Here is a 25,451-nt window from a genome sequence, read left to right on the forward strand (position 1 = left end):
ATTTATTAATTTGGATAGCCAGTTAAAATAAATTTTCCGTTTGCATCTTTCTTTAAAAAAATTTTAGCATTGGTCATTTCCTCAATTGTCGTAGAACCTCTTTGAATTCCTCTACCAATTATTTCATTACCACTATAGGGTAAGGCTAAGGGCCGATTATTACGTGAATTATTTAACCAGTTTTGAATAAGTTCTTGGTTTCTAGGGTTATTTAAAACATTGTTAGCTATATTTTCAGCTGTCGCTCTATCTGTAAAGGTGGATGCACCTGTTATTCTAGTATCACTTTCTAATATTTGCAATAGTTCTTCATCCGTTTTACCTACATGTCTTTCTAGTAAATGTCCACCTCTAGCCTCATGTGTAGCTAAGCCTCCTCCAGGGGCAAGTGAACTGCTATCACCAGGTTTCACAGTAGTAGTATTTTCACCTTTAGCAAACTGATAGCTTGATAGTTCCGCCTCAGCTTGTCTAAATAAAGCACTGTCAAATCCAGATTTGATACCATTACTACCACCTGCAAAAGCCAAGTTATCGCCTTTATTAAATAATTGTCCAGCTTTTGATATACCTTGAGAGAATTTAGCACCTTGAGCTAGTTTAGCGGCTTTGCTGACACCTTTATCTCCAATGAATCCTAATCCAATTTGTGTTAAAGCATATGATCCCCATCTTGCGCGGGTTTCTGCATCACCATTTATAACATCTTTATTAAAAGAATCTGATAATGCATCCCACATAGCAGGCAAAGCTTCATCTAAATGGGTGACAGTATAGCCCATGCCTTTCCAAGTTTCCCAGTCTCCTAGTGCTTTTATACCGTCAATTGTATCTCCAACAGCATCTCCCGCACCATCTACTATACCATCCCAAACTTTTTCAAGGATAGATTTTTCAGGTGCTTTACTATGTGTAGTACTTTTTTGAGTCGTTACATCTTGACTATCTGTAACGCGGAATTTCTCAGCAATTCTCTTTAATTCTTCTTCAACATGCAAAAGTGCATTAATAGCTGTGAATGCACTTTTGCATGTTGAACATTTGAACGAAATTTTGATTCGATGCACCAGTCCATTGGAAACACATGTAATCAATTTGATTGCATAAATTATTATGTATGGATTCTAGCGCATGCTTTGTATCATTAGCCCGCTTTGCAACTTGTTCTAGTTCTTCAGGCGTAATTTTTATTTGAACCATTTTCTTCCTCACCCTCCCGATTAAAATTAGGAGGCAAGAAGAAAAAAATGTAAATATCTAAAGCAGAGAAAAATGAAGTACATCATACTATAAAAGGGCAGCCTATCTATGTATATTATGGAGTAATTCATTTTGAGTCAGACTTTTTAAATTATAGTATTTAAAATTTACTTAAGGATATTATTTGCTTACAAATAATATAAAAACACGTGAAAAAATATGAAATTTCCTTTTGAGATAGAATATAATATAACAAATGAAAGTGCCGGAAATGCTTGTGAAACAGGCGTTTGGGGCACTTTCTTAGTTTTAATATATTAATAAATAAACAATTCTAAAACTGCTCATTCTTCTCCCAAGATTCTACAATATAATGAGCAATCGTTGGGTTGAATCCTTTACCAACTAAGAACATAATCGCAGCAACTTCTGTTAAAGCATGTTTGTGTGATGTATGTTTCGCTTCATTCAAGCCGTAATCTACCCAAGGTTTTACGAAATCAAGTACAGGTTTCTTTAAAGGTAAAAACTGTGTACCGACAACTTGTTGGATTTGTTGTTGCGTTGGTTCTGTAATAGGTCCAGGTGGTAAAATTTGTGGTTGTGTAATATCTAAAGTCGGCCCAGGTGGTAATATTTGTGGTTGCGTCGGATCAATTGTTGGTGGTTTAGGTGGTGAGACACGTGCGTCATAGTTTGGTTGATACATTTGTTGTTGGTATGGATTTTGTTGATATTGTGGTTGCGTCTCGTATGGAGTACCTTGAAATTGAGGTTCTTGGCTAGGTTGTGCTACGTATGGATTTTGAGGATATTCATAATTTGGACGTGTGTCATAAGGGTTTTGAGGATATTCAGTTTCTTGATTTTGCGGTGTTGCGTATGGATTTTGAGGATATTCATAATTTGGACGTGTGTCATAAGGGTTTTGAGGATATTCAGTTTCTTGATTTTGCGGTGTTGCGTATGGATTTTGTTCGTATTGTGGCTCTTGATGTTGTGTCTCTTGCTCCTCATATTGTTCAGCATATCTTTGTTCCTGATGTTGAGGATAAAGAGGTTGTTGTGGGTAAGGTGGTTGGTTATTATAGAACATTTTTATTCCTCCTTCATAATGATGCCTACCACCTAGTGTATGGGCGGACAAGAAAATATGTGATGAAAAAATGCGGGCGTGTTACAATAAGTAACTGGGTGAAGATAAAATGATAAAACAAGAAAAAATACAAAAAACAATAACTTTCGTAAAGCATATTTTAGAAAAAGATGCGAGTGGGCATGATTGGTATCATATTGAACGCGTACATAAATTGGCGATTTCTTTATCCGAGCAAGAAGGGGGAAATCGTTTTATAATTGAAATGGCAGCATTACTTCACGATGTAGCAGATGAGAAGTTAAATGAGAGTGAAGAAGCAGGAATGAAAAAAGTTTCTGATTGGTTAGAAGAGTTACGTGTTGAAGAAGATGAAAGTAAGCATGTTCTTCATATCATCGCCAATATGTCTTATAAGGGCGGTCATGGTGGCACAGTTGAGTCACTTGAAGGTAGAATTGTTCAAGATGCGGATCGTTTAGATGCTCTTGGTGCAATTGGAATAGCTCGAACGTTTGCATACGGAGGAGCGAAAGGGAGATTAATGTATGATCCAACTATCCCTCCTCGAGAAGTGATGACGAAAGATGAATATAGAAAAAATAATGATCCATCTTTAAATCATTTTTATGAAAAACTTTTAAAACTAAAAGATTTAATGAACACGAACGCAGCAAAACAAGAGGCTGAAGTTCGTCATCGTTATATGGAACAGTTTATTGAACAATTTATGAAAGAGTGGAATGCACAAATATGAAAATGTTAACTGTGGAGAACTTATCGAAATCATACGGAGAAAAACCGTTATTTGATGGATTATCATGTAGTATTACAGAAGGACAACGTGTCGGAATTATCGGTGTAAACGGCACTGGTAAATCAACGTTATTAAAAATTATTGCAGGATTAGAAACTCCTGATACAGGTGATATGACGCATTCACGCGGATATACAATTAGTTATTTATCACAGCAACCAGAGTTTGATGAAAAACTAACAGTATTAGAGCAAGTGTTCCATGGTGATACACCTTTAATTCGTCTTCTTCGTGATTATGAACAATCGTTATTAAATATCGAAAAAGATCCAAGTAATGAAAAAGTACAGGAACAATTATTTGCAGTGCAGCAACGTATGGATGCGATGAGTGCATGGGAAGCAAATGCGAATGCAAAATCGTTATTAACGAAATTAGGAATTACTGATTTTACAGCAACTGTTGGAAGCCTATCTGGTGGACAAAAAAAGCGTATTGCAATGGCGCAATGTTTTATTGAAACACCTGATTTATTAATTTTGGATGAGCCTACGAACCATCTTGACCATGAGACAGTTGAATGGTTAGAAGAATATTTAGCAAGATATACAGGTGCGGTATTACTTGTAACCCATGATCGTTATTTCTTAGATCGTGTGACAAACCGTATTTTTGAATTAGATAACGGTAAACTGTATAGCTACGAAGGAAACTACAGTACATTTTTAGAAGCGAAAGCACTTCGTGAAGAGCAAGAATCGGCACAAGAATCAAAACGCCAAAATTTATATCGTCGTGAACTTGCTTGGATTCGCCGTGGTGCAAAAGCCCGTTCTACGAAACAAAAGGCGCGTATTCAGCGTTTTGATGAGCTGAAGGGACAAGAAGGACCAGCAGCGAAGCAATCAGTTGATATTGCACTAAGTGGAAGTCGTTTAGGAAAGAAAGTACTTGAATTAAAAGATGTAACGAAAAAATTTGGTGATAAAACAGTATTACATAACTTTAATCATATTGTGAAGCCTGGTGATCGTATCGGAATCATCGGAGCAAATGGAAGCGGAAAATCATCACTATTAAATATGCTTGCAGGAAAATTCTCTCCTGATAGTGGTGAAATTGAAGTAGGACAAACTGTAAAAGTTGCCTATTATACGCAAGAAAATGAAGAGATGAATTTAAACCAGCGTATGATTGAATACATTAAAGAAATTGCGGAAGTTATTCATACGACAGACGGAAAGGTAATTGGCGCATCTCAAATGTTAGAACGTTTCTTATTCCTACCGCATTCACATGGAACAACGCTTGGTAAACTATCTGGTGGCGAAAGAAGACGGTTATATTTATTGCGTATTTTAATGGGAGAACCAAACGTACTATTACTTGATGAGCCTACGAATGATTTAGACACACAAACATTAACAGTGCTAGAAGATTATTTAGAAGATTTCCCAGGTGTCGTTTTAACTGTATCGCATGACCGTTACTTCTTAGATAAAGTAGTAGATGAATTGTTCATCTTTACTGGCGAAGGCGAAGTGCGTGAATTCCTAGGTAGTTATACAGAGTATTTAGAAATGGAAAAAACGAGAGAACTCATTGAGAAAGCAGAAGTTCAAAAGGAGAAAAAAGTAGTAGAAGAGGCTCCGAAACAACAACGTAAACGTAAACTTTCTTACAATGAGCAGCGTGAATGGGAAACAATTGAAGATACAATTGCACAACTAGAAGAGAAACTTGAATCAATTGGAGAAGAACTTACGAATGTTGGATCTGACTTCACAAAGGCCCAAGAATTATCTGAAGCAGGGCAGAAGATAGAAGAAGAGCTAGAAAAAACGATGGAACGATGGAGTGAACTATCCGACATCGTTGAAGGATTAAAATAAAAACAAGCTGCATATATTGAAAAGTAAAGAGAAAAACTTTACACTATTGGTAGAACCTATTTTAGGAGGGAAAAAATGAGAACATCTAATCCAATGTTGAAAAAAGAGGCATTCCGTAAAGAGGGAGCAAATACTTCTGCGATGACTATTGGCGGAACAGTAGGCAAAACGTTTATCATGCTTATCTTGCTGCTTGCAACGTCTGTCTATTCATACATACAGATGACGCAAGGTACGATGAAAATGCCAGTATTAATTGGTGCTTTAGTTATTGCGGCAATCGTTGCATTTGCATCTATCTTCTTCCCGCGCATATCACCAATTGGTGCACCGATTTATGCGGCAGTAGAAGGGGTAGTGTTAGGAAGTATTTCAGCAGTTTATGCAATGAAATTTCAGGATTCTATCGTTTTAAACGCTGTATTACTAACAATCTCAATTCTATTTGCGATGTTAGTTTTATATGCAACACGCGTAGTGAAGGTAACTGATAAATTCCGCACAGGTGTTATGGCAGCAACAATGGGAATTATGGTTATGTATTTAATCGTATTCTTATTAAACATGTTCGGTGTTTCTGTTCCATATATTCACCAAGGTGGAACAATTGGTATGATCATTAGTGCAGTTATTATTGTAGTTGCTGCATTAAATTTATTACTAGATTTCGATTTAATCGAAAATGGTGCACGTAGCCAAGCTCCAAAATATATGGAATGGTACAGTGCAATGGGTCTAATGATGACGCTAGTATGGTTATACTTAGAAATTCTTCGTTTCGTTTCTTACTTTACGAAAAATGACTAATAAAAAATCCTGCATGAAATGTGCAGGTTTTTTTATTTTTAAAGATAAATTGAAAATATGGATGTTGGCGACTTAAATTGAAGGGGGATGGAATATGATGAAAGAGAAAAAAGGGATTATGAAAAAACTATTTTCTAAAAGTTTTTTCATAGAACTAGATGACGCTTTAACATATCCATCAGCAGAAGTTATTCGTTCAGCTATTGAAAGCTATGCGGCTAAATGTAATGAACAATTAAAAATTGAGAGTAAAGTTAAACCGATTACTTTCTACTTAGAAAATGTAATGTACCGCGCCGAAATAAAGATGGCCCGCGGAGGATATTACATATCTTGCAGTGAAGTATAATATTTTTGGAAACCTTACATGTTTAAACTATGTAGGGTTTCTTTTTTTGATTTGTAAGATATAAAGTAATAATTTTTGCTTACAAACATATCATTTTGCGCTTTTTACCCTTCCAACATTTTTCTTTACAATGAAGAAAAATATGTGAGGTGGTATAACTTATGATGAATCGGGTTGTATTAATCGGTAGATTGACAAAGGAGCCAGAATTATACTACACAAAACAAGGTGTCGCTTATGCACGAATATGTGTTGCGGTGAATAGAGGTTTTCGAAATAGTTTAGGTGAACAGCAAGTAGATTTTATTAATTGTGTTGTATGGAGAAGGTCGGCTGAAAATGTAACAGAATATTGTACGAAAGGCTCACTTGTTGGGATTACAGGGCGTATTCATACGAGTAATTACGATGATGAACAAGGAAAGAGAGTATATAGAACTGAAGTTCTGATTGAGAGTATTACATTTCTGGAGAGAAGGAGGGAGGGTGCATAGGGGTAGAACGTAAAGAGCATTAAAAATTAAGAGGGCTATGTAGTATAGCCCTCTATTATTTTTGATTGATACCTTCCCAAACAACATCTAACTGTTGATTGAGTATATTTTTTGCATTTGTTTCATTAGAATTTAATAGGGATTGGGACATGAGTGTATAAAAATAAGTACTCATAATAGTAGAAGTGATAATATTTATATCCCATTGACTGTTTAATTTTCCTGTTTCTTTCGCTGCTGTAATAATTGAAGACAAACTTTCTTGTAGCTGTTGTATACTTTTTAATTCATTTTCTACTAAGTAGTTAGATTTAATAATTTCAAAAACAGCATGCTTCATTAATTCTCCATGTCCAGTAAAGCGATCTAGTAAGTCTCCTAAAACAAGTTTGATTCGTTCTTTTGGATGTTCCACATTTTCATACGTTTTTAAACTTTCATTCCATAGTTCAATTTGAGAATCACCTAAAAATAATAATATGTTTTCTTTTTTCGGAAAGTAGTTGAAGAAAGTTCCTTTTGCAATCCCACATGCAGTAGTAATATCTTGAACCGTTACATTTTCGTACCCACGTTCTTGAAAGAGCTGTACTGCTTTTAGGAATATAAGTTCTTTTAATTCTTTTTTTCTCGTTTCTCTAAGCATATAATCGACTCCTAATACAAACAATTATATCTGTTTATTAGAGTATCTCAAATGAAATCTTATTTCATGCCTCCTAATTTTACTGTTTAATACAATTGAAAGAAGGATAGAGAGAATTCCGTTCATACTTTTCGTTGGAGTTTGTCATAAATGAAAACTGTATAGTTCATGTGCTTGCCTATCAGAAATCCATTTCGGAATATGTTTCATTGCTTGGTTTCTTAGTATAGTTAAAGGTTTACTTTCTATTTGCGCCATTTTTCCAACTTTCCACGCAGTGTTTGAGATTTTTTCAATTCTTTCTCGTCTTTTTTGTTCGTATTCTATAAATGCTTGGCGATAGTGGGCATTATTTTTGATGCATTCAGCAAGAATAATAGAATCTTCAATTGCCTGACAAGCTCCTTGGCCTAAATTAGGTGTAAGTGCATGGGCAGCATCCCCAATAAAGACGATGCGTTTGTCAAAAAACTGTTTCATTGGAATAATGTCTACAATATCACGATGAATCATATCAATGTCAGAGGCGTTATTTAAAATAGATGGGATGGGGTTATGGTAAGTTTTGAAATGATTATACAAATCTGCTGTTGTGTAATCCTTGTATTTGGGATCTCTAGCTTTAGCGTTTATGAGCGCATACCAGTATACTTCGTTGTTTGGGAGAGGGACGATACCAAATCTACCGTTTGTTCCCCAAGTTTCAATAAAATCGTTTGTTAAAGATAGACTATGAGCTGGAGTTACGCCGCGCCAACACGTATAATCGGCATAACGATAACCGTCACTTTGTGTTACTTGTTTTCGAACGACAGAATGAATACCATCTGCAGCAATGAGTATATTGCCGAGTGCTTCACTACCATCTTGAAATAATATTTTTAAGGCGTTTTCTTCATTTTGTTCTATTTTTACGCACTCTTTTCCCCATTCGACAGTACCTTCTTGTAGTTCGGAAAGTAGCAATTGATGTAAATCTTTTCTATGAATGGAGTACATTTTTGGATAACAAGCTGGAATGGTCAATTTACTAAATATAGTTCCTTTTTCGGATACAAGGTTAAAACCGTCACTTTCGTTGCCAAATTTTTTTATTTGCTCAGAAATTCCATATGGTTCAAGTGCTTGCATCGCATTTGGGGCAATGATAATACCTGCACCAGCAACAGTAGTTTCAATATTTTTATCATATACTTTTACATCTAAGCCTATTTTTTGTAAGGAAATTGCTGCGCAAAGACCAGCAATACCACCACCTATAATCATGACATTATTCATTTGTTATCCCTCCACAATTAAGTGACTTAACTCATAAAATGACCAGGGTCATTTTATGAGTTAAGATTAATACCTTTTTTTGTTATTGTCAATTAGACTTTTAACTATAGTTCCGGAACGATTAGGTGAAAATAGAAATAATTGAAATTCTAAAAATGTAGAAGAGGAATTAGTAAAATTAAGCATCCGAGTAGGAGTATAGAGGGGTAACATGTTACAATACAGCTAAGAACACGCAATAAAGGAGAGTTTTTTACGTGAAGATTAAAGCAATTGAACCGACGCCAAGTCCAAATACAATGAAAGTTATTTTGAATGAAGTATTACCATCAGGAGCGCGTAATAATTATACAAATGAAAATAAAGAACAAGCACCAATGCAAGTGCAAGGAATTTTGAAAATTGAAGGCATTAAAGGTGTATATCATGTAGCCGACTTTTTAGCAGTGGAGCGAAATGCGAAGTATGACTGGAAAGTTTTATTACAACAAGTTCGTGCTGTTTTCGGCGAAGAGGTAGTAGAAGAAAGTGAAGAACAACAACTTTCTCATTTTGGAGAAGTGAAAGTGTTTGTTCAAATGTTCTTTACAATTCCGATGCAAGTGAAGTTAACAGATGGAACCACAGAAGAGCGTGTTGGCTTACCAAATCGTTTTAAAGAATCAATTATGAAAGTGCAAATGTCTGCACCTAACGTTGTGAAAGAGCGTAAGTGGGTAGAGCAAAGTACACGTTACGGTAATTTTGAAGAAATCGGGAAAGAAGTAGTAGAAGAAATTATTGCTGCTTATTCAGAAGAACGTGTAAATGAAACGGTTAAAGAATTATTAAACCAGGCAGGTGCTGTTGAAGTAACGATTCAAAAGCGTGAGCCATATAAAGTAACAGAAGAGATGATGAAAGATTCTGACTGGAAAAACCGTTTTGCAGCTTTAGAACAAATGGATCCAACGGAAGAAGATATGATGGTATTGAAAATGGCATTAGATGATGAGAAAGTATCTATCCGCCGTTTAGCAACAGCTTATTTAGGTATGGTAAAAGGTGAAGGAGTATTGCCGTTATTATATAAAGCGTTATTAGATCGTTCAGTAAGTGTTCGTCGTACAGCAGGAGATTGCTTATCAGACGTAGGTGATCCAGCAGCGATGTTCGTTATGATTAAATCTCTGAAAGATTCAAGTAAATTAGTACGCTGGCGTGCAGCAATGTTCTTATTTGAACTTGGTGATGAAAGTGCAATTCCGGCACTAAAAGCAGCAGAAGATGATCCGGAGTTTGAAGTGGCGATGCAAGCACGTTTAGCTTTAGAACGTATTGAAGGCGGCGAAGAAGCAAAAGGATCAGTATGGAAGCAAATGACGGAGTCTCGTAAAGGGGAATAGTTTATGATTGTTTTCTATGATAGTTGGTGCCCGATGTGTACGGCGGTTGCAGAACGTACGAAAAGATTAGATAAAAAGGGTAAGATGAAATTTGTTTCATTTCGAGATGAAGATGTAGTTGAGAAGTATGAACTTTCTCAAGAATTACAAAGTAAGATGGAACAAAGATTGTATATTTTAAAAAATAATAAGTGGTATGACGGAATTCATAGCATTAACGTATTAGCAAAGGCCGTTCCATCTTATTGGTTTGCAGTACCTTTTATAAAACTATCTATCGTACTTGGATTTGGAAGTAAAGTATACGATTATATTGCCAACAATAGAAAACTTGTCCCAGTTGGACACTGTCGTGAAGGGGTTTGTGAAATCCCTTCAAAAAAATGAAATCATCGTTATCTTTCTTTTGCACCTATTAATAGAGCGTGATATGATAAATTTGGAATGAAAGTTGAAGGAGAGATACAAGATGTCAAATGCATATGAAGAATACATGCGTCAAATGGTAATTCCAATGCGCCAAGAGTTAGTGCGTTCTGGATTTGAAGAGTTAACTACAGAAGAAGCTGTAACAGAATTTATGGAGAATGCATCAGGTACAACTTTAGTAGTTGTAAACTCTGTTTGTGGTTGTGCAGCTGGTTTAGCACGCCCATCAGCAGGTCAAGCGGTTGTACGTGCTGAAAAACAACCTGATCATCTTGTAACTGTATTTGCAGGTCAAGATAAAGATGCTACTGTAAAAATGCGTGAATACTTCGGAGAAATTCCTCCATCTTCACCATCTATGGCATTACTAAAAGGAAAAGAAGTTGTTCACTTCATTCACCGTCATGAAATTGAAGGCGCAACAATGGACGAAATTATTACAAACTTAGAACAAGCTTTCGAAAAGAATTGCTAAAGTAGGGGGAGAGTGAATCTCCCTCTTTTCTTTATATAGAGGTGAAAAAATGATAGTAACAACAGCAGGAAGAACAAATAAAGAAATGAAAGATTATGCAAACAAGGTAGCAGCAGAATTAAATCTTTCTTTCGTTAAACGTAATGACATACCAGTACATAAACTGCATGAGCAGTATGAACAAGATGTACTTGTCGTAGGGAAAAATCGATTAGCCATTTATCCAAAAGGTACGGAAGAGTCGTTTTTCTTTCATCCAAACTCGGCGATGTTTCGTGTGAAAAGGTTAATGCGCGGAGAACATGATCCATTTATACAAGCTGCTAAATTAGAGAGCGGAATGACAGTATTAGATTGTACGCTCGGTATGGCATCAGATAGTATTGTAGCTAGTTATGTTGTTGGTGAAAGTGGAAAAGTAACAGGGCTTGAAGGAAACGAATATATGTCTTACATCATGGGAAAAGGCTTGCAAACATGGTCTTCATCCGTTTCTGAAATCGATGAAGCAATGCAAAGAATCGATGTAAAGCAAACAGAGCATTTTGCATTTTTAAAACAATGTGAAGATAATAGTTATGACGTTGTTTACCTTGATCCAATGTTTGAAGAAACTGTCATAGAATCAGATGGAATTAAAGGATTAAAACACTTCGCTTTGTATCATGATATTACTGACGAAACAATTGCGGAAGCGAAGCGTGTGGCGAGAAAGCGTGTCGTTCTGAAAGATCATTTTCGTAGTTCTAGATTTGAAAAACATAATTTTCACGTATACAAAAGAAAAAGTGCTAAGTTTCACTTTGGTGTAATTGACCCTTGCTAATTGTTTGAAAAGATGTATAATAAGCAATAATTAATTAAATATACTGTCTGTGATGAAGAGAGTAATCTTTTTCAGAAGGAAAGCGAGCTAGGGATGGTGTGAGCCTAGTGCAGAAGAAAAAGATGAAGCGCACTTCGGAGACGCTTCTTGAACGAATAGTAGAGTAAGCCGAGGCCCCCTGTCCTCGTTATAAACGGGAAAGTGGTTCGAAATGAACAACAAGGGTGGTACCACGGGTTAAAACTCGTCTCTTTTTTAGAGACGAGTTTTTTGTGTTTTAAAAAATAAGGAGGTATAGTATGAATTATAAAACGCAGTTTGCGAAAAGTTTATCGAATATTTTTACGAATGAATTAACAAAAAATCAAATTTTAGATTTAATCGAAACACCAAAACAAGATGAATTCGGAGATGCAGCGTTCCCATGCTTTTCACTAGCGAAGCAATATAAAAAATCACCAGCTATTATAGCGAAGGAATTGGCGGAGAAATTAAATGATCCGTTCTTTACGAAAGTAGAGGCTGTGGGTCCTTATGTAAATGTATTTTTTAATCGTGAAACAGTAAGTGATAAAGTATTAAAAACGATTTTAGCGGAGAAAGAAGAGTACGGTCAAAATCACTTTGGATGTGAAAAAACGGTAGTTATCGATTATTCCTCTCCTAATATCGCGAAACCTTTTTCAATGGGGCATTTACGTTCTACAATGATTGGTAATTCGCTGAAACATATCGCCGAAAAATGTGGGTATGAAGTTGTCGGAATCAATTATATTGGCGATTGGGGCACGCAGTTTGGAAAGTTAATTACCGCATATAAAAAATGGGGAAATGAAGAAGTTGTTAAAGAGGATCCAATTCGTGAGTTATTTAAGTTATATGTTCAGTTTCATGAAGAAGCAAAAGAGAACAAAGAACTAGAAGAAGAAGGACGCTCATGGTTTAAAAAACTAGAAGAAGGAAATGAAGAAGCAGTCGAACTTTGGAATTGGTTCCGTCATGAGTCTTTAAAAGAATTTTCTCGTATTTATGAACTTCTCGGTGTGGAATTTACAAACTTTCAAGGAGAAGCTTTCTATAACGATAAAATGGAAGACTTTATTGGGATTTTAGAAAAGTACGACTTACTGGAAGAATCAGAAGGGGCATTAGTCGTTAATTTAGAAGAAGAAGGTATGCCGCCATGTTTAATTAGAAAATCAGATGGTGCTACCATTTACGCAACACGTGATTTAACAGCGGCATTGTATCGTCAAAACACATACGAATTTGATAAAGCGTTATATGTTGTAGGCCCAGAACAAAGCTTACATTTCAATCAATTTTTCACTGTATTAAAAAAGCTTGGTTATGACTGGGTCGATGGTATGGAACATGTACCGTTCGGGTTCATATTAAAAGATGGTAAGAAAATGTCGACACGTAAGGGCAGAATTATTTTATTGGAAGAAGTGTTAGAAGAAGCTGTTGCGCTTGCGGAACAAAATATTGAAGAGAAAAATCCGAATTTAAAACAAAAAGAAGAAGTGGCAAAACAAGTCGGTATTGGAGCAGTTATCTTCCACGATTTAAAAAATGAGCGTATGCATAATATCGAATTCTCATTAGAAAATATGTTGAAATTTGAAGGAGAAACAGGACCATATGTGCAGTACACACATGCGCGTGCCTGCTCTATTTTAAGAAAAGAAAGTGTAGAATTTGAAACGTGTACTTTTGAATTAAAAGACGATTACAGCTGGAGTGTAGTAAAATTACTCAATAAATTCCCGCAAGCAATTGAAGCGGCCTTCAACAAAAATGAGCCATCTATTATTTCAAAATACGTATTAGATGTAGCGCAAGCGTTCAATAAATATTATGGAAATGTTCGTATATTAGAAGAGAGCGAAGAGAAAGAGAGTAGACTCGCATTAGCTTATGCTGTGACGGTTGTATTAAAAGAGGGATTACGTTTACTTGGGGTAGGGGCACCTGAGGAGATGTAAAATAAAAATTTTGTGCTTATGCGCCGAGAGAAATATTCACATTACTTTACTAATAAACTACAGATCAAATTAAAGCGTAATATAGAGTAACAAAAAGACAAAACAGGCGATTATTAGCCTGTCTTGTCTTTTTGTATTTTCTTAAATAAACTCTTATCTATAAAGAGTTATACGCTGCGAAGTGTAAGAACTCTATAATTATGTTGCGAAATCAATTAAAATATTTGTAGAGAGGATGGTCCGTATTGATTCGAGCTTTCATTTTACATATTCCTTGTCATAGACTACCGGAAAGAAGTTTTCTTAAACTACAAAAATACATACCTTTATGTGCGCGTTGTACAGGCATGTTTATCGGTATTTTAATGTTTCCAATTTATTTTTATATGACACCTTCGTTTCTGCCTGCAATAATACTATCATTTTCCGCTCAAATTCCGTTACTTATTGATGGATTCACCCAAAAATGGAAATGGAGAAGCAGCACAAATTTACTAAGAGTAACGACTGGTTTATTAAGCGGTAATGGTATGGGGCTATTTATTGCCTCTAGCATTATATGGATAACATCTAAAAGCATATATTAACGGAAGGAGAACTTTACATGTTTTGGATCTACTTAGTTTTAATTCTTATTTCAGGAGGAAGCGGGATTAGTTTTCTCATTTATGAAAGAAATATAGAAGCAATAATTGCTTTTGTTATTTGTACAATATTTATTGTGTTACTCTATTTTCACCTAAAAAGAAATGACGAACATAGAAACTGTGATTGCAGTACATTAGCTTGTACCGATTATACTGATTGTAATTGTTAAATTATGCGAGTGGAAAAGTTAGTGTATCATTTAAGGTATACTAGCTTTTTTTATTAGAAGTGTAGGAATGTGACTATTAAATGGAGAACTTTAGTTTTGTATATAAAAGGAGGTGTTGGACCTGAAAGAGTATGATTGGAATAGTAAGCTAGCGTATTTAAGAAATACGAGAGATTTATATTATAACGATGATTATTTAAGTTTTTTAGTGAATACAGTTTGGAAGATTACTGAGCCAGTGCATATTGTTGATTATGGTTGTGGATATGGTTATTTAGGTTTAATTTTGTTGCCGTTACTTCCAAATGGATCAAAGTATACAGGTATTGATAGCGGGGAAGCATTAATAGCTGAAGCGAGAGAGTTGTTTCGTTCGCTTCCATATGAATCAGAATTTATTGAAGGAGATGCCACAGAAATTGAATTGGAAAATAAATATGATATAGCAATCTGTCAGGCTTTCTTATTACATATGAGTTCCCCAAAAACGATGCTAGAGAAGATGATACATTCAATTAAACAAGGTGGTAAAATAATCTGTTTTGAACCACATTGGATGTCAAATATGTCTTCATACGTATTAGATGGAGAGAATCAATCGGAAATTATCCAGATAGGTATTTTGCAGAAATTATTTGAAAGGGACACACAGAGAAACGATAAAGATGGAAATGTCGGTATCAAAATACCTATGTATTTAAGTGAATTGGGTGTGGGAAATATCGAATGTAGAGTAAGTGATAAGGTGAACTTTTTAGACTCTAATATGCATCATAATGATAAATATAGTTTGTATCATTCATTAAAAGAAGAGGGAATTGCGGGCAGTCCAGGTGATAAACAGCAATTTATAGAACTTTTAATGGCCAGAGGATTAACATATGAAGAAGCGTTAGCTCACTATGAAGCGGAACTACGGTTTTTTAAAGCATTTCATATGCATTCATCTTTAGTATATGCTCCGAATATGAAAATTACATTTGGTGAAATAAAGAAGTAAATATCATATTAGAAAAGTAAGAGAGAAGGAGAATTGCTATATTTCTAATAAGGTTATCATTATTATCAAGATTTTTCGGTAAATCGATATATCTTATCAAATCGTTAATATAATTTCATCCACTGAATGAAGCCTCAAAAAAGAAGATAAAACCCATCTTCGAATAATATATGTTATTTCATCAAATTAAACAAAATAACGAGAAAAAGTATCGTTTTTAAGATATTTAGTTATAAACTTGAATAATATTAAATAATATCGTTCATTATATGAGGTTTTAGTTGAATGCATACTATATGATGTGTAAAATCTAAGCAAGTAGGTTAGAATACTGCTTGCAAATGGCAGTATAAATAATAATTTGAGGTGAATGCATGCTAGATTTTAAGCAATTAGAGATTTGTTTGAAAGAAAAGAGATTCCTAGATGGATTACATGAGATAAATAATGAAATTGCGCATATAAAAGAAACGAATAAGTTATCATACGTGAAGAACTGGCTTTCTAACGTCTCGTCACCTAAGGAGTTTGATACATTAATTCGTCTTGCTGATGAAGGTTTGATGCATCAATATAGCTCCTTTTTAATTCGTTATACTTATAAAAAATTCCCAAATATGAGAACGCTCTCTTTATATTGTGATGAATTAATTGATGAGCGTAAAATCCTTGATGCTGAACAATTGTTAAAAGCTTCTTTGGAAAAGGTAAATGAAGAGGAAACTGATGCGGATGTTTTAACGAAAGCATACTTTACGTTAGTTAGATGTTTGCTAGATATGAAGCGAAATGAAGAGGCCTATGCCTATATGCAAAAGGCGGAAAAATATAGTACGCGTGCAGTTTTTGATAAATGGGGTTACTTATATATACAGACTGGTGAGTGGGAGAAGGCAGAGGAACAACTTTTATTCGGTCAGCAGCATAAAGATTGTGAAGAGTTAGCTACGTACTTATTGGCGCAATTATATGCATATAAAGGTGAACAGCAGCGAGCGTTACAACTCATTAATGATGCGATTGCAAAGTTCCCTCAAGTACCATATTTCTATTTTGAAAAAGTAAAATATTTATTAGATTTAGAGCGCTATGAAGAAATGTTAGCGGTAATAGATAAAATCAATCATATGCTTCCGCATCATGCATATACAACTTATTTTATACATTTACGTGCAGAAGCATTTTATAAAATGAATAATATTCACGATTTGCAAGCACTATTGAAAAGTGAAAAGAGTTTGAAAAATTCTCTATATCATCATATAGAAAAAAATCCTGATGGAAAAAAGGTTCGTTTACCGATAGTTCCGGTTGTACAAAAGGATAACTATTGCGTTCCGACAAGTTTGGAAATGATGTTAGGGGTATGGGGAGAAAAACGTACGCAAGATGAAATTGCACAACATATTTTTGATGTAACAGGTTCTAAGTTTTCAGATACAGTTACATATATAGAAGAGCAAGGTTACGAATATCGTTATTTTCAAGGGAATGAGGAAAATTATAAGAGATTACTCAATCAAGGTATTCCCGTTTTATTAAGTATAGATATTGAGCACGCTTCCCATGTACAAGTGCTTTCTGGTTATGACGATGTACTGCAAGCTTTTTATATTCAAGATCCGAATTTCTTGGAACCGATTCTTGTGGAATATGATAAGTTGCAAGAAAAATATCGTTATACAGATTGTTTAGCTATTACGTTTATACCAAAAGATAGAATGGAACAACTTTCATTTTTAAATGAGGAAGAACACACTTATTATAAAACAATCTTTTCTCTTACAGATCATTTAGGTGAGCAAGATAAAGAGGGAATTGAAAAGTTAGTACTATTTTTAAAAGAAACAAGTGAAAATCCAAACACTTGGTTATATACGATTAAACATTTAGATGCTGAAGTAGATAAAGATTTTATTCAGTTTTGTATAGAAAAATTAATGAAAAAGTTTCCGAGCTCTGACTTTGTGAAATTGCATAGTGCACAGTGTTTTATTCGTCTGCAGGATATGGAAAAAGCAGGACAGATGCTTCAAAGTGTGGAGAAGAAAAGCAATCAAGCGTTGTATCATTTTATAAATGGACGTTATTCTTTTGAGCAAGATAATTATGCAGAATCGATTGCTAGTTTTCGTTCATCATTACAATTGGATGCAGATCAACCAGTTGCGTGGAGTTTCTTAGCATTATCATACATGTATATGGATCAATCCGAAAAGGGGCTAGAGTATTCTCTAACAGCTATAGAACGTAGTCCAGAAAGGTTTACACTTGTAAATCACGGTTTAATTTTAATAGATTTAGAACGATATGAAGAAGCATATGGATTCTTTAATGATTTATTAAAAGAATATAAATATGAAGCGCACATATGGTATGAACGTGCAAGATGTGCTCAGTATTTAGGGAAAGTGTATTTGGCGGTAAAAGGACTTAAAGTGGCGATTCAATTAGATAAAACAGCAGCCTATTTATATACAAAGCTTTCGGAAATCTATGAATCGGATTTGGATGATGAGAAAAATACGAAGGAAATTCTATTACAAGGAATTCAAAATTGTGAAGATCAGGCGTCTTTATATGTTCGTTTAGGAGATTTTTATTTTCAAAATGATGAACTTGAAGAAGCGGAAACTATATATAAGCGTTCTTTAGAAGAAAATAATGAAGATGTATATTCTCATTTCGGTTTAATTCAAGTTTATATGGCAAAGGAACAATATAAGGATGCAAAAAACTATATTGTCAGTATTAATAAGCAATTTGAAGACAATCAAGATTTCCTTATGAATGCTGGTATGGTGCTATGGGATGCTGAAATGGCATTAGGCGAGGATGAAAAAGAGTTAAAACTTGCACTTTCTAAATTAGAGAACGGTATACGAAGCGTATACGCTAATATAGCGAGCGTGTTGGATGAGTATGTAAATCGAATAAAAGACACAGCTTTTGTGCAACGAGGTATAGCGTTTTTAAGAACGTTAGAAAAAGAGAAAACGGAAGTAATTGAATACGGTTGTTACGCTGGTGTTTTATATGAATCTATTGGACAGTATGATCAGGCGATAAAACGGTATAATGATGCACTTAAGAAAAAACAAGATTCATTGCCGTATTTTCGAATCGGTGAAACATTCATGGCGTTAGGGCAATTTCAAGAAGCAAAGCATGCGTATGAAACATGTTTAGAAATGGATAAGAACTTCTTAGGTGTACATTTGCAGCTTGCTGAAATATACGAAAAAGAAGAGAATCGTTCCAAAGAACAAAAGCATATGGTCCAGGCGATGAAAGAAGAACCAATGCATATAAATATGGAATATTTAGCGCAGCTTTCAGTAGAAATGAATCTTCAGGAAGAATTGCTAGTTGAACTAGAAAAATTGGAGGAAGAAGTTCCTGAAACATGGCGTTTAGATGCGATTGCATACGTGTTTGGCGCGACGAATGACATAGATAAAGAAAAAGAATATATCGAATGCGCAATGAAAATAGATGAAGCGCATGTGGAAGTACTATATCATTATGCGAAATTGCTAGTTAAAAAGCAGAGTGCAGAAGCAATCGAAGTTGCGCTGAAAGTAATGCATAAAGATTTGGAAAGTGAACGTATTTTTGGTGTGTACGTAAAAGCAATGGAGCAACATAAAAAATTATCCCAAATAAGAGACGTACTTCATACGTTAAAGGTGAAAAAAGCAGAAAGAAGTACAGCGTTTATGTATGCAGCTACTGCGGTTGCCGAAAGATTAGTAGAAAGACAGCAAAATGAGCAACCGAAAAAATCTATATTTACAAGAGCATTTTATCGCATGAAAAATCGTGCGAAGGAAATTTCAATGATTACAGTTGTTATCGATTTATTTGAAATCTCCTTAAAGTTAAATCCGAAAAATAGTATGGCAGCGCAGCGTTTCGCAATATTTTATGAGAATGCGGCGATGAATAAAGAAGCTATAGAGGTTTTACAAACATCGTTAGAAAATAAGTGGGATTATGATGTAGCGAAGCAACTTGTAAATCTTTTCATTGAGTGTGAAGAAGAAGATATGTTACGAGATGCTTTTGAATTAACGAAACAAATGGTTCGCGAGCTACCGGATGATTATGATACACTTCTTTTACAAGCGAATGTATTATGTAAGCTAGGCGAAGAAAGAAAAGCCGAAAAAATTTACTTGCAATTAATTGAGAAAACACCATTTGTAAGTAGAGGATTCCTTGCTTTAGCAGAAATATATCAAAGTCAAGAGAGAATTGAGGACTCGATTCAGTTATTAGAAGACGCTTCTGTACATCATCCAAATGAAACAGCAATTCTTCTTGCTTTAGCATCTTCGTATCATAGAGCTGGGCAAACGACAAAGGCAGAAAAAATAACAAGTGAAATATTAGCAATTGATGCTACTGACTTGCTAGCAAGATACGATCATGCTTGTTATTTAACATCATTAAACAGAAATGAAGAGGCAAGAGATGAACTTGAAATTGTGCTTCGTGAAGATGAAACAGGATTTTTCGCTGAACTTGCAGAGGAAGATGAAGATTTAGCAGGATTGCGAGAATTTGAAAAGTAATTGTATAAGAATAGAGAAAAAGGGTATAAATAAAAATATATTTCGAATTAGTTGACAATTAATTGTTTAATGGCATAAAATAACTTTTAATAAAGTATACAAATCTGAAGACGAGAAAGAGTAGAATAGTGAGCTGTTCTCCAGAGAGCCGGTGTATTGCTGAAAGTCGGTGTGCAGACGTTATTTGAAAATCATCTCCGAGGAGCCGTGGCTGAATAAAGTAAGCTCGGACGGATGTCTACCGTTACAAAGAACGCGTATGTTAGTACGTTGCTAAGTGCTATTAGTGAAAAGCTAATAGAATTAGGGTGGTAACGCGGGTAAACCCGTCCCTACTTCATAGGGGCGGGTTTTTTGTGTGCTTTTAAAACATTCAAAGGAGTGATTGTAGATGAAGAAAGTAGATGTAAAAGAGTCGGCTGTAGGGAGAGAAACACGTATTCGTAAGCAGTGGAACGAACAGGGCATTTTTGAACAATCAATTCAGAATAGAGAAGGCGCACAATCGTTTGTGTTTTATGAAGGACCACCAACGGCGAACGGTTTACCACACGTCGGCCATGCACTTGGTCGGGCAATTAAAGATTTAGTAGCGAGATATAAAACGATGGCTGGATATAAAGTGTTAAGAAAAGCTGGCTGGGATACACATGGATTACCTGTAGAATTAGGCGTCGAAAAACAACTTGGTATTTCAGGTAAGCATGAGATTGAAGAGTACGGCATTGAGCCATTTATTCAAAAGTGTAAAGAGAGTGTATTCACGTATGAGAAGCAGTGGCGTGAATTTACGGAGAGCATTGGATATTGGGTAGATATGGATGATCCATACGTTACTCTAGAGAATCCATATATCGAAAGTGTATGGAATATTTTAGGGACGATTCATGAAAAAGGTTTGTTATATAAAGGACATAGAGTTTCTCCATACTGTCCAAGCTGTCAAACATCGCTTAGTTCACATGAAGTTGCACAAGGATATAAAACAGTGAAAGATTTAAGCGCAACGGTTAAGTTTAAAGTAAAAGATAGTGAAAATGAATATTTCCTTGGATGGACGACAACGCCGTGGACACTTCCAGCGAATGTTGCACTTGCCGTACATCCAAATATGGAATACGTTAAAGCGAAACAAGAAGGATATGTATACATTGTTGCGAAAGAACGTGTACAAGAAGTATTAAAAGAAAACTATGAAGTATTATCTGTTCATAAAGGCGAAGAATTAGTAAACACATCTTATACAGCACCGTTTCCGATGAAGGAAGTTACAAATGGATACCACGTAATTGCAGCAGATTTTGTAACAGCAGATAGTGGTACAGGACTCGTTCATATCGCTCCAGCATATGGGGAGGACGATTATAAAGTCGTTCAAAGTGAAGGATTATCATTTTTACATGTTGTAGATGAGAAAGGTGAGTATACAGAAGCAGTACCGTTCTTAAAAGGAAAGTTTGTAAAAGAATGTGACGTTGATATCGTTCGTTATTTAGCGAAAGAAGGGTTACTATATCATAAAGAAAAATATGAGCATAGCTATCCGCACTGTTGGCGCTGTGATTCACCATTACTTTATTATGCAGGAGAAAGCTGGTTAATCCGAACAACTGAGATTAAAGAAACATTTTTACGAAATAATGATTCTGTTAAGTGGTATCCAGACCATATGAAGCATGGACGGTTTGGTAAGTTTTTAGAAAACATGGTGGACTGGAATATTAGCCGGAATAGATATTGGGGAACACCGTTAAACGTATGGGAATGTGAAAGCTGCGATCATCAATTCTCACCGAAAAGCATTGCCGAATTAAGAAAGCATAGTACGAAAGAAACGCCTGAAGATTTAGAATTGCATAAGCCGTATGTAGATGAAGTAAAAGTGTGCTGTGAAAAATGCGGAAGTACAATGAATCGTACACCAGAAGTAATCGATGTTTGGTTTGATAGTGGTTCCATGCCGTTTGCGCAATATCATTATCCATTTGAAAATAAAGAGTTGTTTGAAGAACAGTTTCCAGCAGATGTAATTGCAGAGGGAATTGATCAAACACGCGGCTGGTTTTATAGTTTATTAGCAGTATCCGCACTATATACAGGAAAAGCACCTTATAAACGAGTGTTATCACTAGGGCATGTTCTAGACGAGGAAGGACAGAAAATGTCTAAAAGTAAAGGAAATGCACTAGATCCAGTTGATTTAGTAAATCAGTTTGGTGCAGATGCTTTAAGATGGGCTCTACTTGTTGACAGTGCTCCGTGGAATGCAAAGCGTTTTTCTGAAAGAACAGTACTGGAAGCAAAATCTAAATTTGTAGATACGTTAGTCAATGTATATAGCTTCTACGTTTTATATGCAAATTTAGATGAGTATAATCCGAAAGAAAAGTATGAAGTTAAACGTACGAAATTAGATGAATGGGTATTATCAAGATTGCATAGCACAACGAAAAAAGTGAGAACAGCACTTGATGATTATCAATTTACGAATGCAGCTCGTGAAATCGCGGCGCTTGTAGATGAAGTCAGTAACTGGTACGTAAGACGATCACGTAATCGTTTCTGGGAATCTGGTATGAATCCTGAAAAAGCAGCTGCGTATGAAACGCTTCATGAAGTGCTTGTAACAATTAGTAAATTAATCGCACCATTTACACCGTTTGTAGCTGAGGATATTCATCTGAATTTAGAAGGAAGAAGCGTTCATTTAGCAGATTATCCGGTTGTAAACGAATCACTTATTCAGCCCCAGTTAGAAGCGGAAATGGATGCTGTTTTACAAGTTGTTGAACTTGGAAGAAGTAATCGTAATCAACATTCATTAAAAGTAAAACAGCCGTTAGCAGAGCTTGTATTACTTGAGCATAACGAAAATGATATCGATTGGGAATCTTATCGTGATATCGTAATGGATGAGCTAAATGTGAAAGCATTCCATGTTGAACTCGATGAAACGAAATACACGTCCTATCAATTAAAGCTGAATTTTAAAACGGCTGGGCCGAAGTTTGGTAAAAGTGTGAATGCAGTAAATGGCTGGCTAAAACAATTATCAAAAGAAGAAGTACAACACTTTGTATCTACAGAAAGAGCAGTTTACGAAGTAGTACCAGGAGAAGAAGTAGTTGTAACAGCTGAAGATGTATTAGTAGAGAAAGTTGCGAAATCAGGATTTTCAAATACGACTAACGGTCAATATACGGTAATGTTAGATACGAATGTAACGGAAGAATTGTTACAAGAAGGAGTAGCACGTGAATTTATTCGTGCAGTTCAAGAATATCGTAAGCAGTTGAATTTACCAGTTAACTTACGGGTTGATGTTACTCTTGATGTAGAAGATGAATTGCAGCATACATTAACGAACCATAAAGAGTTATTAGAAGAAAATTTACTCGTCAAGCAATTTACATTTGGTCACTTAACGAATGAGGACGATGAACTTTCTTTAGGTGAGACAAAGATCCGAATTAAATTAAACGCGGCTAATTAAAGAAAAAAGGAAGATGGAATCATTCCAACTTCCTTTTTTGTATGAAGATAAATTAATCAGTTATTTTCCGCATAATCCATTCGATAGGTCCTCTAGAAAAGTTCCTTCGCCATAATACGCTAAATAAAATACTGAAAATGAAAAATGCAGTAGCAAATAATAAAACGAAAAGTAGTGTTTGATGTTCCATACGATTTAATACAATCAATGCGCCAATACCGATAAATACATGACTTACATAATGCGTTAATGTTAATTGTCCTGTTTGTATAATGGAAGTAACAAACCAATTATTTTCATGTTTTTCAGCAATGTAGAGGCAAATTATTAATATAGCAATAGCAGATCCTGTAGCGGATGCGACGTATAATATATTGGGCAAAATGGGTCCTGTGTTAAACAAAAATGTAGCTGCCTCTTTGCCGATGTATGGAATAAAGAAGTGTGTAAGTCCTTTTGATAAAAGTTCTGTCAGTATTGTGATTGTAATACTGAGTAAGAGTAATCTTTCTCTAATATTTTTATTATGAAGATCTAATCTGCCAATTATCATACCAATTAAGAAGAAAGAAAACCATGGGAAAATAGGGTGATAGCCATTAAAAAATAAGTTGCGAAGAAAACCTGTTAAGGTCCAAAAGTCTATATAGTTTATAAATGGGATTGTGCCTCCCCATCCTTCGAAGGCGTTGAAAGTAAGTTGGAGATATTGTGCAGCAAGTAAAATAATGATAGAAAGCCATATTAGTATAGTTCTTCGTACAGTAATTAGTAATGCAGCGATGAAAAGGTAAACGCCGTAGTAGTGTAAAATATCACCCGTCCATTCCATTACATACAATAATAATCCTAAAATAAATAAGAATAGTGATCGTTTCCAAATCAATATTCGGCTGGTATTGATTTTTATTTTCTCTTGGCTAGCAACAGATGATTTAGTCATTAAAGTTATGCCAATCCCAGCAAGTATAACAAACAAGGCAGAAGCTCTACCTTCAAAAAGTGTTATAAAGGTTTTTAACAGAGGAGGTCCATTTCCTTCCGCCCCTGTTATCACCATGAAATTAACTAGTAACATTCCAAACATTGCCCACGCTCTAGCAAAATCTAAGCCGATAATGCGCTTTTTTGTATTCACTTCAATCCCTGCTTTCAAAAATGCTATTTACAGCTTCAATCCATATTTGTTTATAATCCATATCTAAATGTAACATCATAAAATTCCCAATATTATCAAGAACTAATGCTAACATATGAGCTTTTGAAACTAGATTTTTATTTTGAATGAGTTGAAGTTCATTTGCTTTTGTTAGGAGTGATTCAAATCCGTTTAAATATTCTGTTTGTACAGTTAGTAATCGATCTTTGTACATATCGTTTCTTGAAGATAGTAATACATATTCTTGTAATACACGATTAAAATAAGGATCTTTCTGTTGTTCGTCTATCATTTTAAAGCCAATTTCAACACATTTCTCAATGAAATTCTCTTTCGTAAATTCTTCTGTATGAAAGAATGAGGAGAACTGCATCGCTGCACATAATTCATTAAAAATACTTTCAATTAATGCATCTTTAGATTTAAAGTAATAATAAATAGATGGCTTGGCAATACCAACTTCTTCAGCAATCATTGTATAGGTCGTTTTGGCAATGCCGTGACCGGCAAATAGTCGATAACTTGCTTCGACTATGGAAGAGAGCGTTTCTTCACTTTTGCTCATGATAAGTCCTCCTAATAAAAAAGGTTACATAAATCGTATCATTCATTAATATTATTTTCAACCTACCGTTAGGTAAAAAATAACTTATTTTTTTACACATTACTTTAAAAAGCATAAGGTAAAGAAATTTACAAAAGAAATATATTTCTACAGTATTTTTCTCGTTTTACACATAAATATTGAGAAAATTTCACTTACCCAAAATGTAAAGGTAATAG

The 25,451-nt window shown here is 35.0% G+C and carries 20 protein-coding genes, 1 pseudogene and 2 other annotated features; of the genes and pseudogenes, 15 read left to right on the forward strand and 6 right to left on the reverse strand.

Going from position 1 to position 25,451, the window contains the following annotated elements; genetic code table 11:
* Positions 1–5: 5 nt before the first annotated feature.
* Together NSQ08_RS09210 and NSQ08_RS09220 are read right to left on the reverse strand one after the other, a co-directional pair.
* Positions 6–1,200, reverse strand: a pseudogene (locus NSQ08_RS09210) (WXG100 family type VII secretion target).
* Positions 1,201–1,534: 334 nt separating this feature from the next.
* The gene (locus tag NSQ08_RS09220; RefSeq protein WP_340773766.1) at positions 1,535–2,296 is read right to left on the reverse strand and encodes a hypothetical protein; all 762 of its coding nucleotides are present in this window, start codon (positions 2,294–2,296) and stop codon (positions 1,535–1,537) included.
* A 109-nt stretch (positions 2,297–2,405) separates the two neighbouring features.
* Here NSQ08_RS09220 and NSQ08_RS09225 point away from each other — a divergent pair, with 109 nt between their 5' ends.
* From NSQ08_RS09225 to NSQ08_RS09245, 5 genes are all read left to right on the forward strand, one after another.
* On the forward strand, positions 2,406–3,053 hold the full coding sequence (locus tag NSQ08_RS09225) for an HD domain-containing protein (RefSeq protein WP_002012557.1): 648 nt from the start codon (positions 2,406–2,408) through the stop codon (positions 3,051–3,053).
* A complete protein-coding gene (locus NSQ08_RS09230; RefSeq protein WP_340773771.1) occupies positions 3,050–4,945 on the forward strand; it encodes an ABC-F family ATP-binding cassette domain-containing protein in 1,896 nt (631 codons plus the stop codon). The genes NSQ08_RS09225 and NSQ08_RS09230 overlap by 4 nt, the downstream gene beginning before the upstream one ends.
* 75 nt (positions 4,946–5,020) lie before the next feature.
* Positions 5,021–5,752, forward strand: coding sequence for a Bax inhibitor-1/YccA family protein (locus NSQ08_RS09235; protein WP_002127140.1), 732 nt, complete (start codon positions 5,021–5,023; stop codon positions 5,750–5,752).
* A gap of 94 nt (positions 5,753–5,846) precedes the next feature.
* Positions 5,847–6,101 carry a DUF4318 domain-containing protein gene (locus NSQ08_RS09240; protein WP_002012563.1) on the forward strand — a complete coding sequence of 85 codons (255 nt, stop codon included), beginning with the start codon at positions 5,847–5,849 and terminating at the stop codon, positions 6,099–6,101.
* Positions 6,102–6,262: 161 nt separating this feature from the next.
* The gene (locus NSQ08_RS09245) at positions 6,263–6,595 is read left to right on the forward strand and encodes a single-stranded DNA-binding protein (RefSeq protein WP_002085936.1); all 333 of its coding nucleotides are present in this window, start codon (positions 6,263–6,265) and stop codon (positions 6,593–6,595) included.
* Between the two features lie 55 nt (positions 6,596–6,650).
* Here NSQ08_RS09245 and NSQ08_RS09250 read toward each other — a convergent pair whose 3' ends face one another.
* Both NSQ08_RS09250 and NSQ08_RS09255 read right to left on the reverse strand, forming a co-directional pair.
* Positions 6,651–7,241: a TetR/AcrR family transcriptional regulator gene (locus tag NSQ08_RS09250; RefSeq protein WP_002136037.1), complete on the reverse strand. Its 591-nt coding sequence runs from the start codon at positions 7,239–7,241 to the stop codon at positions 6,651–6,653.
* A gap of 144 nt (positions 7,242–7,385) precedes the next feature.
* Positions 7,386–8,519 carry an FAD-dependent oxidoreductase gene (locus NSQ08_RS09255; protein ID WP_340773780.1) on the reverse strand — a complete coding sequence of 378 codons (1,134 nt, stop codon included), beginning with the start codon at positions 8,517–8,519 and terminating at the stop codon, positions 7,386–7,388.
* 257 nt (positions 8,520–8,776) lie between these two features.
* Between NSQ08_RS09255 and NSQ08_RS09260 the strand changes: the two genes are divergently transcribed.
* The 10 genes from NSQ08_RS09260 (at position 8,777) to ileS (ending at position 23,509) form a co-directional block, all read left to right on the forward strand.
* Positions 8,777–9,904, forward strand: a complete 1,128-nt coding sequence (locus NSQ08_RS09260) for a conserved virulence factor C family protein (protein WP_340773783.1) — start codon at positions 8,777–8,779, stop codon at positions 9,902–9,904.
* A gap of 3 nt (positions 9,905–9,907) precedes the next feature.
* Positions 9,908–10,291 carry a thiol-disulfide oxidoreductase DCC family protein gene (locus tag NSQ08_RS09265; protein WP_305927430.1) on the forward strand — a complete coding sequence of 128 codons (384 nt, stop codon included), beginning with the start codon at positions 9,908–9,910 and terminating at the stop codon, positions 10,289–10,291.
* 82 nt (positions 10,292–10,373) lie between these two features.
* The gene (locus NSQ08_RS09270) at positions 10,374–10,808 is read left to right on the forward strand and encodes a BrxA/BrxB family bacilliredoxin (protein ID WP_002012568.1); all 435 of its coding nucleotides are present in this window, start codon (positions 10,374–10,376) and stop codon (positions 10,806–10,808) included.
* A gap of 49 nt (positions 10,809–10,857) precedes the next feature.
* Positions 10,858–11,634 (forward strand): class I SAM-dependent methyltransferase, encoded by a 777-nt coding sequence (locus tag NSQ08_RS09275; protein ID WP_002141576.1) that lies wholly within the window; start codon positions 10,858–10,860, stop codon positions 11,632–11,634.
* 40 nt (positions 11,635–11,674) lie between these two features.
* Positions 11,675–11,889 (forward strand) — a binding site (T-box leader).
* A gap of 44 nt (positions 11,890–11,933) precedes the next feature.
* Complete coding sequence (argS, locus tag NSQ08_RS09280; protein WP_340773798.1) at positions 11,934–13,622, forward strand: arginine--tRNA ligase; 1,689 nt, start codon at positions 11,934–11,936, stop codon at positions 13,620–13,622.
* A gap of 245 nt (positions 13,623–13,867) precedes the next feature.
* Complete coding sequence (locus NSQ08_RS09285; RefSeq protein WP_002141578.1) at positions 13,868–14,209, forward strand: DUF2085 domain-containing protein; 342 nt, start codon at positions 13,868–13,870, stop codon at positions 14,207–14,209.
* Between the two features lie 17 nt (positions 14,210–14,226).
* The gene (locus NSQ08_RS09290) at positions 14,227–14,439 is read left to right on the forward strand and encodes a hypothetical protein (protein WP_033709025.1); all 213 of its coding nucleotides are present in this window, start codon (positions 14,227–14,229) and stop codon (positions 14,437–14,439) included.
* Positions 14,440–14,560: 121 nt separating this feature from the next.
* Positions 14,561–15,439, forward strand: a complete 879-nt coding sequence (locus NSQ08_RS09295; protein WP_340780079.1) for a class I SAM-dependent methyltransferase — start codon at positions 14,561–14,563, stop codon at positions 15,437–15,439.
* A gap of 374 nt (positions 15,440–15,813) precedes the next feature.
* Positions 15,814–20,016 (forward strand): tetratricopeptide repeat protein, encoded by a 4,203-nt coding sequence (locus tag NSQ08_RS09300; protein WP_340773805.1) that lies wholly within the window; start codon positions 15,814–15,816, stop codon positions 20,014–20,016.
* 98 nt (positions 20,017–20,114) lie between these two features.
* Positions 20,115–20,353: a binding site (T-box leader), on the forward strand.
* 54 nt (positions 20,354–20,407) lie between these two features.
* The gene (gene ileS, locus NSQ08_RS09305) at positions 20,408–23,509 is read left to right on the forward strand and encodes an isoleucine--tRNA ligase (protein ID WP_340773808.1); all 3,102 of its coding nucleotides are present in this window, start codon (positions 20,408–20,410) and stop codon (positions 23,507–23,509) included.
* Between the two features lie 52 nt (positions 23,510–23,561).
* Here ileS and NSQ08_RS09310 read toward each other — a convergent pair whose 3' ends face one another.
* Positions 23,562–24,647, reverse strand: a complete 1,086-nt coding sequence (locus NSQ08_RS09310) for a DUF418 domain-containing protein (RefSeq protein WP_340773811.1) — start codon at positions 24,645–24,647, stop codon at positions 23,562–23,564.
* Between the two features lies 1 nt (position 24,648).
* Positions 24,649–25,233, reverse strand: coding sequence for a TetR/AcrR family transcriptional regulator (locus NSQ08_RS09315; RefSeq protein ID WP_002136053.1), 585 nt, complete (start codon positions 25,231–25,233; stop codon positions 24,649–24,651).
* Positions 25,234–25,451: the final 218 nt, after the last annotated feature.

Origin of the sequence: Bacillus sp. FSL E2-8887, assembly GCF_038007205.1 — a bacterium.
Taxonomy (GTDB): Bacteria; Bacillota; Bacilli; order Bacillales; family Bacillaceae_G; genus Bacillus_A; species Bacillus_A mycoides.

Bases quoted from the DNA above. Each gene is read 5' to 3' on its own strand.
- argS (WP_340773798.1), top strand. From the start codon at position 11,934: ATGAATTATAAAACGCAGTTTGCGAAAAGTTTATCGAATATTTTTACG.
- NSQ08_RS09265 (WP_305927430.1), top strand. From the start codon at position 9,908: ATGATTGTTTTCTATGATAGTTGGTGCCCGATGTGTACGGCGGTTGCA.
- NSQ08_RS09225 (WP_002012557.1), top strand. From the start codon at position 2,406: ATGATAAAACAAGAAAAAATACAAAAAACAATAACTTTCGTAAAGCAT.
- NSQ08_RS09220 (WP_340773766.1), bottom strand. From the start codon at position 2,296: ATGTTCTATAATAACCAACCACCTTACCCACAACAACCTCTTTATCCT.
- NSQ08_RS09235 (WP_002127140.1), top strand. From the start codon at position 5,021: ATGAGAACATCTAATCCAATGTTGAAAAAAGAGGCATTCCGTAAAGAG.
- NSQ08_RS09270 (WP_002012568.1), top strand. From the start codon at position 10,374: ATGTCAAATGCATATGAAGAATACATGCGTCAAATGGTAATTCCAATG.
- NSQ08_RS09240 (WP_002012563.1), top strand. From the start codon at position 5,847: ATGATGAAAGAGAAAAAAGGGATTATGAAAAAACTATTTTCTAAAAGT.
- NSQ08_RS09290 (WP_033709025.1), top strand. From the start codon at position 14,227: ATGTTTTGGATCTACTTAGTTTTAATTCTTATTTCAGGAGGAAGCGGG.
- NSQ08_RS09250 (WP_002136037.1), bottom strand. From the start codon at position 7,241: ATGCTTAGAGAAACGAGAAAAAAAGAATTAAAAGAACTTATATTCCTA.
- NSQ08_RS09245 (WP_002085936.1), top strand. From the start codon at position 6,263: ATGATGAATCGGGTTGTATTAATCGGTAGATTGACAAAGGAGCCAGAA.
- NSQ08_RS09275 (WP_002141576.1), top strand. From the start codon at position 10,858: ATGATAGTAACAACAGCAGGAAGAACAAATAAAGAAATGAAAGATTAT.
- NSQ08_RS09315 (WP_002136053.1), bottom strand. From the start codon at position 25,233: ATGAGCAAAAGTGAAGAAACGCTCTCTTCCATAGTCGAAGCAAGTTAT.
- ileS (WP_340773808.1), top strand. From the start codon at position 20,408: ATGAAGAAAGTAGATGTAAAAGAGTCGGCTGTAGGGAGAGAAACACGT.
- NSQ08_RS09255 (WP_340773780.1), bottom strand. From the start codon at position 8,519: ATGAATAATGTCATGATTATAGGTGGTGGTATTGCTGGTCTTTGCGCA.
- NSQ08_RS09230 (WP_340773771.1), top strand. From the start codon at position 3,050: ATGAAAATGTTAACTGTGGAGAACTTATCGAAATCATACGGAGAAAAA.
- NSQ08_RS09300 (WP_340773805.1), top strand. From the start codon at position 15,814: ATGCTAGATTTTAAGCAATTAGAGATTTGTTTGAAAGAAAAGAGATTC.